17 protein-coding genes are annotated in these 15,191 nt (G+C 66.3%); 11 read left to right on the forward strand and 6 right to left on the reverse strand.

The window, feature by feature from the left end:
- Positions 1–117: 117 nt before the first annotated feature.
- The 7 genes from QX039_RS31005 to ybgC all read left to right on the forward strand — a co-directional run bounded on the left by QX039_RS31005 (position 118) and on the right by ybgC (position 5,120).
- Positions 118–864 carry a YebC/PmpR family DNA-binding transcriptional regulator gene (locus QX039_RS31005; protein ID WP_315734381.1) on the forward strand — a complete coding sequence of 249 codons (747 nt, stop codon included), beginning with the start codon at positions 118–120 and terminating at the stop codon, positions 862–864.
- A 73-nt stretch (positions 865–937) separates the two neighbouring features.
- A complete protein-coding gene (gene ruvC, locus QX039_RS31010; RefSeq protein ID WP_315734379.1) occupies positions 938–1,465 on the forward strand; it encodes a crossover junction endodeoxyribonuclease RuvC in 528 nt (175 codons plus the stop codon).
- Positions 1,462–2,079 carry a Holliday junction branch migration protein RuvA gene (ruvA, locus tag QX039_RS31015; RefSeq protein ID WP_315734377.1) on the forward strand — a complete coding sequence of 206 codons (618 nt, stop codon included), beginning with the start codon at positions 1,462–1,464 and terminating at the stop codon, positions 2,077–2,079. Before ruvC ends, ruvA begins: the two co-directional genes overlap by 4 nt.
- A gap of 46 nt (positions 2,080–2,125) precedes the next feature.
- Positions 2,126–2,545, forward strand: a complete 420-nt coding sequence (locus tag QX039_RS31020) for a cytidine deaminase (RefSeq protein ID WP_315734375.1) — start codon at positions 2,126–2,128, stop codon at positions 2,543–2,545.
- Positions 2,542–3,588 (forward strand): Holliday junction branch migration DNA helicase RuvB, encoded by a 1,047-nt coding sequence (gene ruvB / locus QX039_RS31025; protein WP_315734373.1) that lies wholly within the window; start codon positions 2,542–2,544, stop codon positions 3,586–3,588. The genes QX039_RS31020 and ruvB overlap by 4 nt, the downstream gene beginning before the upstream one ends.
- An 81-nt stretch (positions 3,589–3,669) precedes the next feature.
- Positions 3,670–4,590 carry a metallophosphoesterase gene (locus QX039_RS31030; RefSeq protein ID WP_315734371.1) on the forward strand — a complete coding sequence of 307 codons (921 nt, stop codon included), beginning with the start codon at positions 3,670–3,672 and terminating at the stop codon, positions 4,588–4,590.
- Between the two features lie 80 nt (positions 4,591–4,670).
- Positions 4,671–5,120 (forward strand): tol-pal system-associated acyl-CoA thioesterase, encoded by a 450-nt coding sequence (gene ybgC, locus QX039_RS31035; protein WP_315734369.1) that lies wholly within the window; start codon positions 4,671–4,673, stop codon positions 5,118–5,120.
- 193 nt (positions 5,121–5,313) lie between these two features.
- Here ybgC and QX039_RS31040 read toward each other — a convergent pair whose 3' ends face one another.
- Complete coding sequence (locus tag QX039_RS31040; RefSeq protein ID WP_315734367.1) at positions 5,314–5,841, reverse strand: ParB N-terminal domain-containing protein; 528 nt, start codon at positions 5,839–5,841, stop codon at positions 5,314–5,316.
- Between the two features lie 287 nt (positions 5,842–6,128).
- Here QX039_RS31040 and QX039_RS31045 point away from each other — a divergent pair, with 287 nt between their 5' ends.
- Positions 6,129–7,109 carry a catalase family peroxidase gene (locus QX039_RS31045; protein ID WP_315734365.1) on the forward strand — a complete coding sequence of 327 codons (981 nt, stop codon included), beginning with the start codon at positions 6,129–6,131 and terminating at the stop codon, positions 7,107–7,109.
- A 570-nt stretch (positions 7,110–7,679) separates the two neighbouring features.
- Here the strand turns inward: QX039_RS31045 and QX039_RS31050 are convergent.
- Entirely contained in the window at positions 7,680–7,889 is a 210-nt protein-coding gene (locus QX039_RS31050; protein ID WP_315734363.1) for a hypothetical protein, read from the reverse strand.
- 311 nt (positions 7,890–8,200) lie between these two features.
- On the opposite strand from QX039_RS31050, the gene QX039_RS31055 reads away from it, so the two are divergent.
- The 3 genes from QX039_RS31055 (at position 8,201) to adh (ending at position 12,701) form a co-directional block, all read left to right on the forward strand.
- Entirely contained in the window at positions 8,201–9,745 is a 1,545-nt protein-coding gene (locus QX039_RS31055) for an outer membrane protein (protein ID WP_315734361.1), read from the forward strand.
- Positions 9,746–10,022: 277 nt separating this feature from the next.
- The gene (locus QX039_RS31060; RefSeq protein WP_315771751.1) at positions 10,023–11,036 is read left to right on the forward strand and encodes a helix-turn-helix domain-containing protein; all 1,014 of its coding nucleotides are present in this window, start codon (positions 10,023–10,025) and stop codon (positions 11,034–11,036) included.
- A 147-nt stretch (positions 11,037–11,183) separates the two neighbouring features.
- On the forward strand, positions 11,184–12,701 hold the full coding sequence (gene adh / locus QX039_RS31065) for an aldehyde dehydrogenase (protein WP_315771753.1): 1,518 nt from the start codon (positions 11,184–11,186) through the stop codon (positions 12,699–12,701).
- A gap of 176 nt (positions 12,702–12,877) precedes the next feature.
- Here the strand turns inward: adh and QX039_RS31070 are convergent, their stop codons facing one another.
- From QX039_RS31070 to QX039_RS31085, 4 genes are all read right to left on the reverse strand, one after another.
- Entirely contained in the window at positions 12,878–13,345 is a 468-nt protein-coding gene (locus QX039_RS31070) for a J domain-containing protein (protein WP_315771754.1), read from the reverse strand.
- 83 nt (positions 13,346–13,428) lie between these two features.
- Entirely contained in the window at positions 13,429–13,767 is a 339-nt protein-coding gene (locus tag QX039_RS31075) for a Rieske 2Fe-2S domain-containing protein (RefSeq protein ID WP_315734353.1), read from the reverse strand.
- A 118-nt stretch (positions 13,768–13,885) separates the two neighbouring features.
- On the reverse strand, positions 13,886–14,020 hold the full coding sequence (locus QX039_RS31080; protein WP_315771755.1) for a hypothetical protein: 135 nt from the start codon (positions 14,018–14,020) through the stop codon (positions 13,886–13,888).
- A gap of 196 nt (positions 14,021–14,216) precedes the next feature.
- Positions 14,217–15,164 carry an ABC transporter substrate-binding protein gene (locus tag QX039_RS31085; RefSeq protein ID WP_315771756.1) on the reverse strand — a complete coding sequence of 316 codons (948 nt, stop codon included), beginning with the start codon at positions 15,162–15,164 and terminating at the stop codon, positions 14,217–14,219.
- Positions 15,165–15,191 lie beyond the last annotated feature (27 nt).

Raw genomic sequence — 15,191 nt, forward strand, 5'->3', positions numbered from 1 at the left:
CGGCTCTTCGAAGGGGGCGGCCACCCTGAATCCACCTCAAATCTTTGATTTTGACGATTCCCGGCCTATAAGGCCGCGCTTCCCCCACCTGATCCCTACGATTTCAAGAGACCTCGCATGGCCGGCCATTCCCAATTCAAGAACATCATGCATCGCAAGGGCCGGCAGGATGCGATGAAGTCCAAGCTGTTCGGCAAGCTGGCGCGCGAAATCACCGTCGCCGCCAAGCTCGGCACGCCGGACCCGGCGATGAACCCGCGGCTGCGGGCCGCCGTGGTCGCCGCCCGGGCCGAGAACATGCCCAAGGACAACATCGAGCGCGCCATCAAGAAGGCGCTCGGCGGCGAAGGCGACAATTACGACGAGATCCGCTACGAGGGCTATGGCCCGGGCGGCGTCGCCGTCATCGTCGAGGCGCTGACCGACAACCGCAACCGCGCCGCCTCCGACATCCGCTCCTACTTCACCAAATCCGGCGGCAATCTCGGCGAGACCGGCTCGGTGTCGTTCATGTTCGACCGCGTCGGCATCATCGAATACGACCGCAGCGTCGCCTCGGATGACGCGGTGCTGGACGCCGCCATCGAGGCTGGCGCCGACGACGTGATCTCGGGCGAGGGGGGGCACGAGATCTATGCCTCGCCGGAGAGCCTGCGCGAGGTCGCCAAGAATCTCGAGGCCAAGTTCGGCGAGCCGCGCAAGGCGGCGCTGACCTGGAAGCCGCAGAACACCGTGGCGGTCGACGACGAGACCGCCGAGAAGCTGCTGAAGCTGATGGATCTGCTGAACGAGCACGACGACGTCCAGAACGTCTATGCCAATTTCGAGATCTCGGACGCGCTGATGGCGAAGATGGGCGGTTGACGGACGCTTAACCACGTCGTTCGTCCGTTCCGTTTATGTTTCCATCGGTGTGGCGCAAGGCTATCTCTATCCCATGAAAGCCCAGCCGATTCGCGCAGCCGTCCGTATCATTGGGATCGATCCCGGCCTCCGCCGCACCGGCTGGGGGGTGATCGAGAGCGAGGGCAACCGGCTGATCTATGTCGGTTGCGGCTCGGTGGAGCCGCCCGACGACCTGCCGCTGGCGAGCCGGCTGCTGGCGATCCACGAGGGGCTTTCCGCGGTGCTTGGCCGCTACACCCCGATGGAAGCTGCGGTCGAGCAGACCTTCGTCAACAAGGATGGTGTTGCGACCCTGAAGCTCGGCCAGGCCCGCGGCATCGCCATGCTGGCGCCGGCCATGTTCGGGATTTCGGTCGCCGAATACGCCCCCAACCAGGTCAAGAAGACCGTGGTCGGCGCCGGCCATGCCGACAAGGGCCAGATCGCGGTGATGCTGAAGATCCTGCTGCCCAAGGCCGAGCCGCCGTCGGCCGACGCGGCGGACGCGCTCGCCATCGCCATCACCCACGCCCATCACCGCCAGGGCCAGGCGCTGCGCATGAAGGTGGCGGGGCTATGATCGGCAAGCTCAAGGGGCTGATCGATTCCTACGCTGAGGATTTCGTCATCCTCGACGTCGGCGGCGTCGGCTATCAGGTGCACTGCTCGGCGCGGACGTTGCAGGCCTTGCCGTCGCCGGGTGAAGCCGCCACATTGTCGATCGAGACCTATGTGCGCGAGGACCAGATCAAGCTGTTCGGTTTTCGCTCGGATGTCGAACGGGAATGGTTTCGCCTTTTGCAGACGGTGCAGGGCGTCGGCGCCAAGGTCGCCCTCGCCGTGCTCGGCACGTTGCCGCCGGCCGATCTCGCCAACGCCATCGCGCTGCGCGACAAGGCGGCGGTGGCGCGCACGCCGGGCGTCGGCCCCAAGGTCGCCGAGCGCATCGTGACCGAGCTGAAGGACAAGGCGCCGGCCTTCGCCGATGTCGATCCCGGCGTGGTCAGGCTGTCCGGTGCGATCGAGGAGCAGCGCGCGCCGCGGCCCATCGCGGATGCCATCTCCGCGCTCATCAATCTCGGCTATGGCCAGCCGCAGGCGGCCGCCGCGATCGCGGCCGCATCTCGCGCGGCCGGCGACAAGGCCGAGACCGCGCAACTCATTCGCCTCGGTCTCAAGGAGCTGGCGAAATAGGCTATCGTCGCCCGGCCGGGCGAGCAGAAGGACAATCGTTTCCCCCATGGTGAGCAAGAAGGACAAGGAGCTGATCGAGGCGGCGGCGTCAGCGGTGAAGAGCCGCTACCGCAACGACTGGCAGGAGGTCGGCGCGGCCGTGCGCACCCGCGACGGCCGCATCATCACCGGCGTCAACATCGACGCCTATCTCGGCCGCAACGCCGTCTGCGCCGAGGCGATCGCGATCGGCCGCGCCATCACCGAGCACGGCGATCACGGCATCGAGACCATCGTCGCGGTGCGTCATCCCAAGCCGGGTGAGCCGGGCGAGGTCGCCGTGGTCTCGCCCTGCGGCACCTGCCGCGAGCTGATCCATGACTACGATGCGAAGGCGCGCGTCATCGTGCCGTCGAACGGTAAGGGGCCTGCGGCGGTGACGATCGGCGAGCTGCTGCCGAACAAATACAGGCGCGGCAACGAATGAAGCCGCCTGCGCGCATGGTCAGTCCGGAGCGGCGCTCCGACGATGTCGGTGACACCGCGCTGCGTCCGCAGCAGCTCTCCGAGTTCGTCGGCCAGCAGCAGGCGCGTGCCAATCTGTCGATCTTCATCGAGGCGGCGCGCAAGCGCGGCGAGGCGCTCGACCATGTGCTGTTCGTCGGTCCTCCTGGTCTTGGCAAAACCACCTTGGCCCAGATCGTCGCGCGCGAGCTCGGCGTCGGCTTCCGCGCCACATCGGGCCCGGTCATCGCCAAGGCCGGCGATCTGGCGGCGCTGTTGACGAACCTCGAAGAGCGCGACGTGTTGTTCATCGACGAGATCCATCGTCTCAGCCCGGCGGTCGAGGAGGTGCTCTATCCTGCGATGGAGGATTTTCAGCTCGACCTCATCATCGGCGAGGGACCGGCGGCCCGCTCGGTGAAGATCGACTTGTCGAAGTTCACGCTGGTCGGCGCGACGACGCGCGCAGGCCTGCTGACAAATCCGCTGCGTGATCGTTTCGGCATCCCGATCCGGCTGAACTTCTACACGGTCGAGGAGCTGGAGGGCATCGTGACGCGCGGTGCCCGCGTGCTCGGCGTTGGCATGACCGCCGACGGCGCCAACGAGATCGCGCGCCGCGCCCGCGGCACCCCGCGGATCGCCGGCCGGCTCTTGCGCCGGGTGCGTGACTTCGCCTCGGCGGCGAATGCCAGCGCGATCGATCGCGCCATCGCTGATCATGCCTTGAGCGCGCTGGAGGTCGATGCCGCCGGGCTCGATGCAATGGACCGGCGCTATCTCTCGACCATCGCCCTGAACTACGGCGGCGGGCCGGTCGGCGTCGAGACCATGGCGGCGGCGCTGTCGGAGCCGCGCGACGCGATCGAGGACATCATCGAGCCCTATCTGATCCAGTGCGGCTATCTGCAGCGCACGCCGCGCGGCCGGCTGTTGACCTCGCATGCGTTCCGGCATCTCGGCATGTCCGAGCCGAACCGCGATCCCAGCCAGTTCGGCCTGTTCGGCAGTGAGGACGATGCTTAACGAATCTGCTGACAATCTGCACGGACGCACCCGAAATCGGTTGCAATGATCGAAGAAGGATTGCGTGCGAGGAGTTCGTCCATGCTGTCACGCCGTCGCTTTCTGTCATTCTCAGGCGGTCTTGCCGCGACCGGTTTTTCGACTGCGACCTATGGCGTCGGCGTCGAGCCGCTCCGCCTGGGCGTCACCGACTATCACATCCATCCACGCAACTGGCCGGCTGGGCTAAGACTGAAGATCGCTGCGATCGCCGACATCCACGCTTGCGATCCCTGGATGTCGCTGGCGCATATCGACGGGATCGTCCAGCGGACCAACGCGCTGCAGCCGGATTTGATCGTTCTGCTCGGCGACTATGTCGCTGGTCATCGGCATCACATCGGACGCATCGACGCTTCGGAGTGGGCGCCGGTGCTCGGCGGCCTCAAGGCGCCGCTGGGCGTGCACGCCATCCTGGGCAATCATGATTACTGGGATGATCGAACCGTGCAGCGCGATGGCCGCGGCGCGCCGTATGCCCAGAAGGCGCTCGAGGCCGCCGGCATTCCCGTCTATGAGAACGATGTGGTGCGGCTCAGCAAGAATGGTCATGCCTTCTGGCTCGCCGGCCTCGGCGATCAGCTGGCCTACATGCCGGCCAGGCGCTTCCGGTCCGTGCCGCGGATCGGCATCGATGATCTCGCGAGCACACTGCGCAAGGTGACGGACAGCGCGCCGGTGATCCTGCTGGCGCATGAGCCCGACGTTGCGCTCCGGGTGCCGTCGCGGGTGGCGCTGCAGCTCTCCGGGCATACGCATGGCGGGCAGGTTCGTGTGCTCGGCTGGTCGCCGGCCGTTCCCGCGCGCAATGGCGTCAATCTGGCCTACGGCCACATCCGCACCCAATGCGACGTGATCGTTTCCGGCGGCCTCGGCTGCAGCATCATGCCGGTCCGGATCGGCATGCCGCCGGAGATCGTGCTGGTCACCGTCGGCAGGGAACCTGTGGAGGTGACGTCGTAGCCCGCTCTTGCTAGCCTGCTCTTGCGCTGGCCGTTGAACTGGGCGAAACGATCGCCATTTCCGACGATCGAGGGCTTCCCTTGACCCACCAACATCTCGACGGCGAGATCCGCGACGGCCGCCACCACATGCAGGTGCGGGTCTACTACGAGGACACGGATTTCTCCGGAATCGTCTATCACGCCAACTACCTCCGCTTCATGGAGCGCGGCCGCACCAATCATCTGCGGCTGATGGGCGCCGAGCAGCACGCGCTGTTCGCAGAGGCAGAAAGCGAGATGCCGGGCTTCGCTTTCGTCGTGCGCTCGATGACGCTCGATTTCCTGCGGCCGGCGCGCATGGACGACGTGCTCGACGTCGTCACTTGGCCCGTGGCGGTGAAGGGGGCGTCGATCACGCTGGCGCAGGAGGTCAGGCGCGGCGAGGAGGTGCTCGTCAAGGCCGACGTGAGAGTCGCGTTCATCAGCGGCGGCAGGGCGCAGCCGATACCGAGAGCGCTGCGCGACCTGATGAAGGCGGACCTCGCCTAAACTGGTGCTGACGGCCGGACGAGTGGAGGGATGAAGATGTGCCCGCCAGCGATCGCCACCTCGCCGCCGTCCAGTCGGTCACGCCATTTGCGCAGCGGATGCGGCGCGTGGCGGCGGATCACGCTGCGCTGATCCGCCCTACGGACTGCCGTTCCATCAAACCTTGGCCGGGGGCAATCGCGCGTCGAAGCCGTCAGTATCGCCCGCCGCTGCGCTCTTGTTGCTTGATCCAATCCGACAGGGTTCGGGGCGTCGATCCCTGTCCGGGGCGCGATGGTTTCGCGGTGGCAGCCCTGTTGCTCCGGTTCGTCGTCTCCGTCGGCCCGCGCGGACGCGTCGCGGCATGGGCGCCCGAGACGCCTCTCGGCGCCGTGGCGAGCTTCTCCGCTTCCTCCTTCTCCAGCCGCAGCTTGCGCAGCCGCTCCATCTTCTCGCGCTCCGGATCGACGGGCGGCGGTGGCAGCTCGCGTTGGCGGGCTTCCTCGGCGGAGATCAGCAGACCCATGATGGCGCTTTCGCCGAGGGCCTTGCAGGCTTCGAGGCGGTGCAGACCTTCGATCAGGACAAAATGGTCCTTGTCGCGGCGGACGAGGATCGGCTCGCGCTGGCCGACCTCCAAAATGCTTTCGGCCAGCGCGTCGACCGCGTCCTGCTTCAGCGCCTTGCGCTTCTTGTCGGGGACGTGGATCTTGTCGATGGGGAAGCTTTCCGGTGCGGACACAGTCGAAACTCCGTCGTGGGCGCGCGCCGTCCGGCGCCAGGGTCGGAGGGGCACGATCTCCCGATCCGCACGGCAGCGCGGAGCGGAGGCAGACCGGGCACGCGCGGCTACAATAGAGACATTCGCCATCTCGCCGCAAGGAGCGGGTGACGGGGCGCGATGTCTCCTGTCAGACGGCAAGGTGAATCATGCGACTGTGATGGGCGCCCCATCGGTCGCGCACGAAAGTCGCTCGCGCGTCAATTCATGCTGCTATGCTGCATCGCTCATACAGGAGGACACCGCTCATGACGACACGCACGCTCGTTGCCGCGCTGGCCGGGATTGCCCTCGCGTTGCCCGCCGCTGCCCTCGCGCAGGAACCGCCGGTCGAGGAGCAGCTCGTCAATGCAATGAACAAGGTGTTCGGCGTGCACGCCGGCTTTCGCGCCAATCACGCCAAGGGCGTCGTGGTCGAGGGCAAGTTCAAGCCGTCGACCGAGGCGGCGACCTTGAGCAAGGCTTCGCTGTTCAGCGGTGGCGAGATTCCGGTGACGGTGCGGTTCTCGGACTCCACCGGCGTGCCGAACCTGCCGGACGGCTCCGGCGACGCCAATCCGCACGGCATGGCGGTGAAGTTTCATCTCGCCGACGGCAGCGACATGGACCTCGTGATCAACTCGCTGAAATTCTTCCCCGTCTCGACCGCTGCGGAGCTGCGCGATTTGTTCCTGGCGATCGCGGACTCCGGACCGAACGCGGCCAAGCCGACCAGGCTCGAGCAGTTCATCGCCAGCCATCCCTCGGTGCCGGCGGCGCTCGGTACCATCGCGACGCCGGACAGTCTTGCCGACGAGGCCTATTTCGGCGTCAACGCCTTCGTGCTCGTCAACAAGGCCGGCGAAAAGCAGGCGGTGCGCTGGCAGATGCTGCCGGAGAAGGTCGTGCATATCGACAAGGAGGACGCGGCGAAACGCGCGCCGGACTTCCTGATGGCCGAGCTGCCGGCGCGGCTGAAGCAGGGGCCGGTGACGTTCCGCTTCAAGGCGCAGCTCGCTGCGGCCGGCGACGACACCAAGGATCCGGCCAAGCCGTGGCCTGACGATCGCAAGCTGGTCGAGCTCGGCGTGCTGACGATCGACAAGGCGGTCGAAGACAGCGACGGGGTGCAGAAGAAGCTGCTGTTCCTGCCCGGCCAGCTCACCGACGGCGTCGAGGCGTCGGATGATCCGATGATCGACATCCGCAACGGCGCCTACGCCATCTCGTTCTCCCGGCGCAATCCGTGATGATGACGTGACGCGCGACGCGCGGTGCGGCGGATCAGGCTGCGCTGATCCGCCCGACGGGCCTCAGTCTGTCGTCGTGGCTGAGGCGAGCCCAGCTATGATGCTGCGCGCTGCGGGCGGCGCTTGTGCCGATGACCGGACGATTTGGCGGCGAGCTCAAATCCGTATTTCCGGTCGCGATCGGCCGTGACCTAGCTTCGTTCCATCCTGATCGCGATCCAGAACGAGCGGGAATGGGGTGCATCTGTGCGGAGTGCAGGATCGGATCGATGGATACGGTCGGGCCTTCGAGCCCGGCGAGCGAGCACGACACAACCGGCCGCAATTGTGGATGCTTCGCGGCGCGCGATCCCGATGAGTTGCCGCAACGTTGACGAGGCCCTGCCTCATTCAGCGCGATTGCGACGGCATTCGCCGCTTTCTCTCCCGATCGATGACGTCGCACAAGCCGCGCGATAACGGCGAAACCAAGAGCAGGGGTTGTCGACACGCGTGGACAGCCGAGCGTCGGCGCGTCGAAGGCGGTGGCGGCCGTGCAGCCGATGTGCCGCCATGTTCGACGTGATGCAATCAGGGCGTGTTGTCGACGCGAAGGCCGACGATCGCGAGGTGCGCGCGATCAGGAAGCATGCCGTCGAGCGCGGCGCCGACGCGCAGCGCATCCAGTGAGTTCGGTGCGCACATTCGTCTACTAATGAACTCATGAGCCGCGGCGGCATCGCGCATTGCGCTGTTTGTCGCAATCGTGTCGCGCTGCTTCTTTTCGCCGGAATCCTGCATCTTGCGTGCAACAGTCAAAGCTGAACTTCGATCGCGTCGGCGTCGCGATCTGCATTCCTTCCGAATGACATTTTTCAATTCAGTTCGCGACACAATCTCACCCTCCTGATGCGGCCGCCGTTTGTTGCGGCACGTGTTCAGGAGTTGTGAGTTCGATGCGTCGCGTATTTGGCGTATGCCTTTGCCTATCTACTTTCGCAGGAAGTACGACATCGGTCTGGGCGACTGATCTCGCCCTGCCTCCCCCGCTCCCGCCGCCTGACGTCTTCGCCTACAGGTGGAGTGGCTGCCATGCCGGCGCGAACGCCGGGATGGCTTGGTCACGCCAGCAGCAGACGTGGACCCAGGTCGCCAATGCCGCCGCCGCGCCCGTTCAGCCTGTGCAGCAGCCGGTCGGCAATGCAAACAACCCGCCTGTGGTCAAGCCGCCCGTGGTCGCAAATCCAGCGCCAAACCCGCCGCCGCCGAACAACCCCGGCGGGAACAACGGCGGATGGAAGCCGCCGCCGCATAAGCCGCCGGGCAAGCCCCCGATCTGTGAGCGCAACGACAAGGGCTGGTGGCAGCCCGGCAAGCAGTATCATGGCGACAAGGATCACGGCTGGCCGCACGACAAGCCGTCCTACAAGCCCGATCACGACGGCGGTCATCATTGGCCACAGGTTGGATCGAAAGGCGGCGACAACAAGTCTTCCTGGCCGTCGGCGCCATCCAAGACCAAGGACGACAACTACAACGACGTCAAATATGGCAGCGGCTGGTTCGACAAGCCTCACGACGATGACCATGGCAAGTCGAGCGGCTGGTCGCAGCTCCATTCGAACGGTTACTCCGACAAATATACTTGGCTGCGACATGACCAGCAGAACGATCATGACAAGCCGGCCACCGGCTGGGGCGCGAAGAAGGACGACGGCTACGACAAGCCGCTTGGCTTCGGGTGGTCGAAGCAGCCGCTGAAGAGCGAACGTGACAGCTACGCCTGGCTGAAGCCGGATGACCGGAACGACGACAAGCATGGCGGCTACGGCTGGGGCGGCAAGCCGCACGACAATGATGACGGCAAGGGCGGCTATGGCGACAAGCAGCCCGACAAGGACCACTGGCAGCAGCAGCACGGCGGCAACTACAATCATGGCGGATGGCCGCATCATCCGGACAAGCCCGGCTGGCCGCCGAAAAATCCACCCCCGAACAATGGCGGCGGCCAGCCGAACCCGCCGCCGCAGGGCAACAATGGCAATCCGCCGGCGCAGAACCCGCCGCCGGTGACCGGCGGCGGCAACGTGGCGCCGCTGCCCGTCGCGGCCGTGCAGATTCCGACCGCCGTCTCCAGCAATGGCAGCGACGTCGTCGGCGGCCTGCAGCTCGGTTGCGATTACCAGATGGACCGCTTCGTCGTCGGCATCCAGGCGATGGCCGATCTCGGCATCATCAACGCGTCGAGTCCGCTGGGGCCGGCGCTGACGATGAACACGCGGACCAGCAACCTCTACACCGCCACGGTGCGCGCAGGCTATCTGGTGACGCCTGAGATCCTGGCCTATGTGCGCGGTGGCGCGGCGTGGACGCGGACCAACGTTTCGGTCGTCAACACCGCCACCGGACAGTCCGCCAGCGTGGCGTTCAACCGTAGCGGCTGGACGGTCGGCGCCGGCGTCGAGTGGATGTTCGCCCGCAACTGGTCGGCCTTCGCCGAATATGACTACGCCGATTTCGGCACCGCGACCGGCACGCTGCCGGGCGCCGCCGCGATCACAGGAGGACCGAACGTCGTCAGCCAGAAGACCCAGCTCCACACGGCGATGATCGGTGTCAACTACCGCTTCGAGATGCTGTCGCGCGGCGCCCGCTGAGGCCCGCGGCGGACGCCACGCCGCCGGTCACGCAACACGGCAAGGCCGCCTGGTTCGTCCAGGCGGCCTTTTCGGTTTTGTGGGCTGGTGCTCAGCTCGCGCGCACCGAGCTGAGGAACTTGCCGACGTCCTCCCTCAGGCGGCTACTGTCACGCGACAGGTGGGTGACCGATGACAGCTTGGTCAGCGTTCCTTGACGCCGGTCAAACCGCGGTGCTGTAGTTGCGCTAGTCTAGCAATAAGCCGTGCCAACGCGGGGAAAGCCGGGAGGAGGGACATGGGGCGTTCGCCCGGGAATGCCCATTCGGATCGCGTCCTGGAGGCCTTGGCCAAGGGGGCTGCCAAGGCTGACGCTGACGGCAGAGCCGATAGCCGAGCCGACAGAGGCGCACCGGCGGTCTCGGCGCTGGCGGCATCATGGCGGCGCTCCGGCCATCTCCATGCGCTCGATCCCGCCACGCCGAAGCTGCCGGCCCGCCTGACGGCGGCCGAGATCGCGGACGCGCGCGCCCGGCTCGGGCGGCTGCTCGCGATCGCGCAGGCGAGCCTCGACCGGCTGTTCCTGGCGGTTGGGGGCGTCGGCTGCTCGGTGCTGCTCGCCGATGCCGAGGGCACGGTGCTCGAGCGCCGCGGCGCCCGCGGGGACGACGCCACCTTCGAATCCTGGGGCCTGTGGACCGGCGCGGTGTGGAGCGAGCGGCACGAGGGCACCAATGCTATCGGCACCTGCCTGGTCGAGAAGCGGCCGCTGACCATCGACCGCGATCAGCACTACCTGTCACGCAACGCGCGGCTGTTCTGCACCACGGCGCCGATCTTCGACGAGCACGGCCAGCTCAAGGCCGCGCTCGACGTCTCCTCCTGTCGCGCCGATCTGACCGAAGGCTTCAGTCGGCTGATCGCGACCACCGTCGCGGATGCCGCGCGCCTGATCGAGGCGGAGAATTTCCGCCAGGCCTTTCCGCACGCCCGCATCGTGCTCACGCCGGACAGCGAGCGCGAGATCAACTCATTGCTGGCGGTCGATCGCAACGACCTCGTCGTCGGTGCCACACGGGCGGCGCGCCGTGCGCTCAACCTCTCTCCGTCCGCGCTGGCGCGTCCGGTGCCGGCCGGCGACCTGATCGAGGATGCAACCACCGGGGGCGACGACATTGACGCCGCCGAGCGTGCCGTTCTGAAGCGCGCGCTGGCGCGCGCCGGCGGCAACGTCTCGAAGGCGGCGAAGGAGCTCGACATGTCGCGCGCCACCCTGCACCGGAAGATGAAGCGGCTCGGGCTCGAGCGGTGAACGCGCCGCGGCTGTCGAATCGCAGCCAACATGTCGCAGAACTGCGACACTTCCTCGGACGCGCTCGTTCCGGCCTCTGGTCTGTCGCGCCGGTTTGATCGAGCCTCTCTCCAACGCCGTGTGCATCGGCGTGAATGGGAGAGAGAGATGACCAAGGTTGACGTCAATGCGGCGTTCAAGCCGCCTTTCGCTGCGCGTTACGACAACTTCATCGGCGGTGCCTGGAAGGCCCCCAACGCCGGCAAATATTTCGACAACATCTCGCCGATCACCGGCCAGCCGGTGTGCGAGATCGCGCGCTCCGATGCCTCCGACATCGAGGCAGCGCTCGACGCCGCACATGCCGCCAAGGACGGCTGGGCGCGCACCAGCGTCACCGAGCGCGCGATGGTCCTCAACCGGATCGCCGACCGCATGGAGGCCAATCTCGACAAGCTGGCGCTCGCCGAGACCTGGGACAACGGCAAGCCGATCCGCGAGACCACCGCCGCCGACATCCCGCTCGCCATCGATCACTTCCGCTATTTCGCCGGCGTGATCCGGGCCCAGGAAGGCTCGATCGCCGAGATCGACCACGACACCATCGCTTATCACTTCCACGAGCCGCTCGGCGTCGTCGGCCAGATCATTCCGTGGAATTTCCCGATCCTGATGGCGGCGTGGAAGCTCGCGCCCGCGCTCGCCGCGGGCAACTGCGTCGTGCTCAAGCCGGCCGAGCAGACCCCGGCCTCGATCCTCGTGCTGATGGAGATCGTCGGCGACCTGCTGCCGCCGGGCGTGCTCAACGTCGTCAACGGGTTCGGCTTAGAGGCGGGCAAGCCGCTGGCCTCCTCCAACCGCATCGCCAAGATCGCCTTCACCGGTGAGACCTCGACGGGGCGGCTGATCATGCAATACGCCTCGCAGAACCTGATCCCGGTCACGCTCGAGCTCGGCGGCAAGTCGCCCAACATCTTCTTCAAGGACGTCTGCGCCGAGGACGACGACTTCCTCGACAAGGCGATCGAGGGCTTCGTGATGTTCGCGCTCAACCAGGGCGAGGTCTGCACCTGCCCGAGCCGCGCGCTGATCCACGAATCGATCTATGAGCGCTTCATGGAGCGCGCGCTGCAGCGTGTCGGCGCGATCGTGCAGGGCAGCCCGCTCGATCCGGCGACCATGATCGGCGCGCAGGCCTCCGCCGAGCAGATGTCCAAGATCCTGTCCTACATCGACATCGGCAAGAACGAGGGCGCGCAGCTCCTGATCGGTGGCGAGCGCAACGTGCTCGGCGGCGATCTCGCCGGCGGCTACTACGTCAAGCCGACGGTGTTCAAGGGGCACAACAAGATGCGCGTGTTCCAGGAGGAGATCTTCGGCCCCGTGGTCTCGGTCACGACCTTCAAGACCGAGGACGAGGCGCTGGCGATCGCCAACGACACGCTCTACGGCCTCGGCGCCGGCGTGTGGAGCCGCGACGCCAACACCTGCTACCGCTTCGGCCGCAATATCCAGGCGGGGCGTGTCTGGACCAATTGCTATCACGCCTATCCGGCGCATGCGGCGTTCGGCGGCTACAAGCAGTCCGGCGTCGGTCGCGAGACCCACAAGGTCATGCTCGACCACTATCAGCAGACCAAGAACATGCTGGTCAGCTACAGCCCGAAGAAGCTCGGCTTCTTCTAAAGGCTGGGAGCCGGGCCGGTCGGGCATGAGCGCCCCGACCGGCTTGCTCTTTTTGACTGCATGTCAGCCGGTCGCACGAGAGCGTCCGGCTGGCTCGGGCGCCGGCTCGGATCCCGCTCCTGGTTCGCTCCGCTTGGTCATTTCGTGGCTGTCGGTCACGTCATCGCTCGCGATCGTCACTCCAACCGCGCCAGCAGCGCATCGCGTGCCTCGGAAATGCGTCGATAAAGTTCATTGCTGCCGCCGGCGTCGGGATGCGCGGACTTGGCCAGCCGGCGGAACGCAGCTTTGATGTGTGTAGCCGTCAGCATACCCTGCAGGGGTAGTTCGAGGATTGCGCGAAAGGCGTCGTCGTTCTGGTCGCGCGCGAGCCGATCCCACAGGGCGCGACGCGCGGCCCGCGCCTCGATCCGCAACGCATCCTGATCCTCGCGCCAGCGTCGTTGCGACATGACGAGGCAGGAGCCGAAGACGATGCGGCCGTGGGTCTCCAATTCGTCGAGGCTGAACGGCCCGACGACGTCATAGGGTGGCGCGAGCCGTGCGAGCCGTCCCGTTGCGCCGTCGGTGATGGAGCCGAGCCGGACCGTGTCGACGATCCCTATCGACCCATTCCAGATCACCCATTCGGCGGCGCTCGTCATGCTGCTGAACTCGTCGATACGGCCTCCCTCCGCAGCGCGGACAGGGGAGTGCCCGGCGTTTGTTCCCATCTTCGATGGGCCGATCAGGCCGGCGACCGGGCCTGCTTGACCGGACCGACGTCGACCTGAATCTCGCCGCCTTCGACCTGCAGCGGGTAGCCGTGCAGCGCGTTGCGGACGAGATGCGTGACGCACTTGCCGTTCACGCCGTCGAAGCCCCATTGATGGTGCGGGCAGGTGATGGTCTTGCCGTCGAACGTCGCCTCGGTCAGCGGCACGTCGGCATGCGGGCAGCGGCCGCGATAGGCCTTCAGCTCGCCGCCGTGAGGCCAGAGCAGCAGCACGCTCTTCTTGCCGACCTGGTACAGGCCCATGCCGCCTTCGGTCATGGCGCTTGTCGGACAGACTGCGGTGAAAGCCATCGGATCGCCTGCTGATTGGTGCCGTCAGGCAGGCTCACGCAAATTCCGGACCAGCGAAAAGCAGCAACAAACAGCGGGTCGTTGTCGCAAACGCGACACGCCGGTGGATGGCGCGGACCTATTTGCGGCCGAGCGCGGCGAGGAATTCCGCTTGGGGAATGAACAGGCCCTGGGCGCGCACCAGGCCGCGGCCGAGATCGCACAGCAGGTCGCCCTTGCCGAGCAGGCGCTCGGCGCCGGGCTCGTCGAGCATTCACCGCATTGGCGACCTTGAGACGGACTTTCAAGGGCAGGTTCGTCGTTCCGGCCTTGATGTCGTCGCCGAGTTTGACGACGGCCTGCGCCGTTCAGAACTTGATAGAGCGCGTCCAGCGGTTCGTTCCAAGAAGAACGCCGCCCGTGAGGGCGGCGTTGCCGGGGGGGCTTGGTAGAAGCGAAGCGGCCGATTTCTACTCCTTGCGCTCGGAGGTCCAGCCCTTGTACTCGCCGACATTGTCGCGCGTGATCAGCTTGGACGGCAGCAGTTCGACGGTCGAGGCCGGCTTCTGGCCGTTGAGGATGTTGACGCCGATCTGCACGGCCCGGCGCGCCATGAAGAACGGGTCCTGCGAGGCCGAGGCCTGGATCTGCTGCGAGGCCGGATCCTTCAGCGCGGCTTCGATGTCCGGGGCGCCGTCGACCGCGGTGATGATGATGCCGGTGCGCTGCTGCTGACGCGCGGCGAGATCAGTGCCGATCGCCTGGGGATCGTTGATGGCGAAGATGGCGTCGATCTTCGGGAAGCGGGTGAGATAGCCCTGCGTCACCGTGAGGCCGCCCTCGCGCGAGCCCTTGCCGTCCTGGTCGCTGGAGAGAACCTTGATGCCGGGAGCCTTGGCGAACACGCTCTTGCAGCCGTTGACGCGGTCGATCACTGCCGACACCTGCGGCCCGTTCTCGATGATGACGTCGCCTTTGCCGCCGAGCTTGTCGACGATGTACTGGCACGAGATCTCGCCGGCCTGCACGTTGTTGGTCGTCACGGTGGCATCGGCGCCCTCGGCCGCCGTGTCGACCGCGACGACGAGGATGCCGGCCGCCTGCGCCTTCTTGATCGCGGGGCCGATCGCCTTGGGATCTCCCGGGTTGAGCAGGATCATGTCGACGCCGGCGGCGATGAAATTGTCGATCTGGGTGACCTGCTTGCCGAGATCATATTCGAAGCCGACCGCGGTGATCTTGACGTTGGGATTGGTCTTCTTGGCCTCGAACTCGGCGCCCTTCGACAACGCGACGAAGAACGGGTTGCCGAGCGAGCCCAGCGACACGCCGACCGATTTCAGCTCCTTGGCCGATGACGGCGCGGAGCTCATCACGAGCGCCAGCGCGGCACCGGCTGATAACATCGACTTGACCATGTGTTTCCTCCCTGGTCCTTCCTGTTC

Origin of the sequence: Bradyrhizobium sp. SZCCHNR1043, assembly GCF_032489675.1 — a bacterium.
Classification (GTDB): Bacteria; Pseudomonadota; Alphaproteobacteria; order Rhizobiales; family Xanthobacteraceae; genus Bradyrhizobium.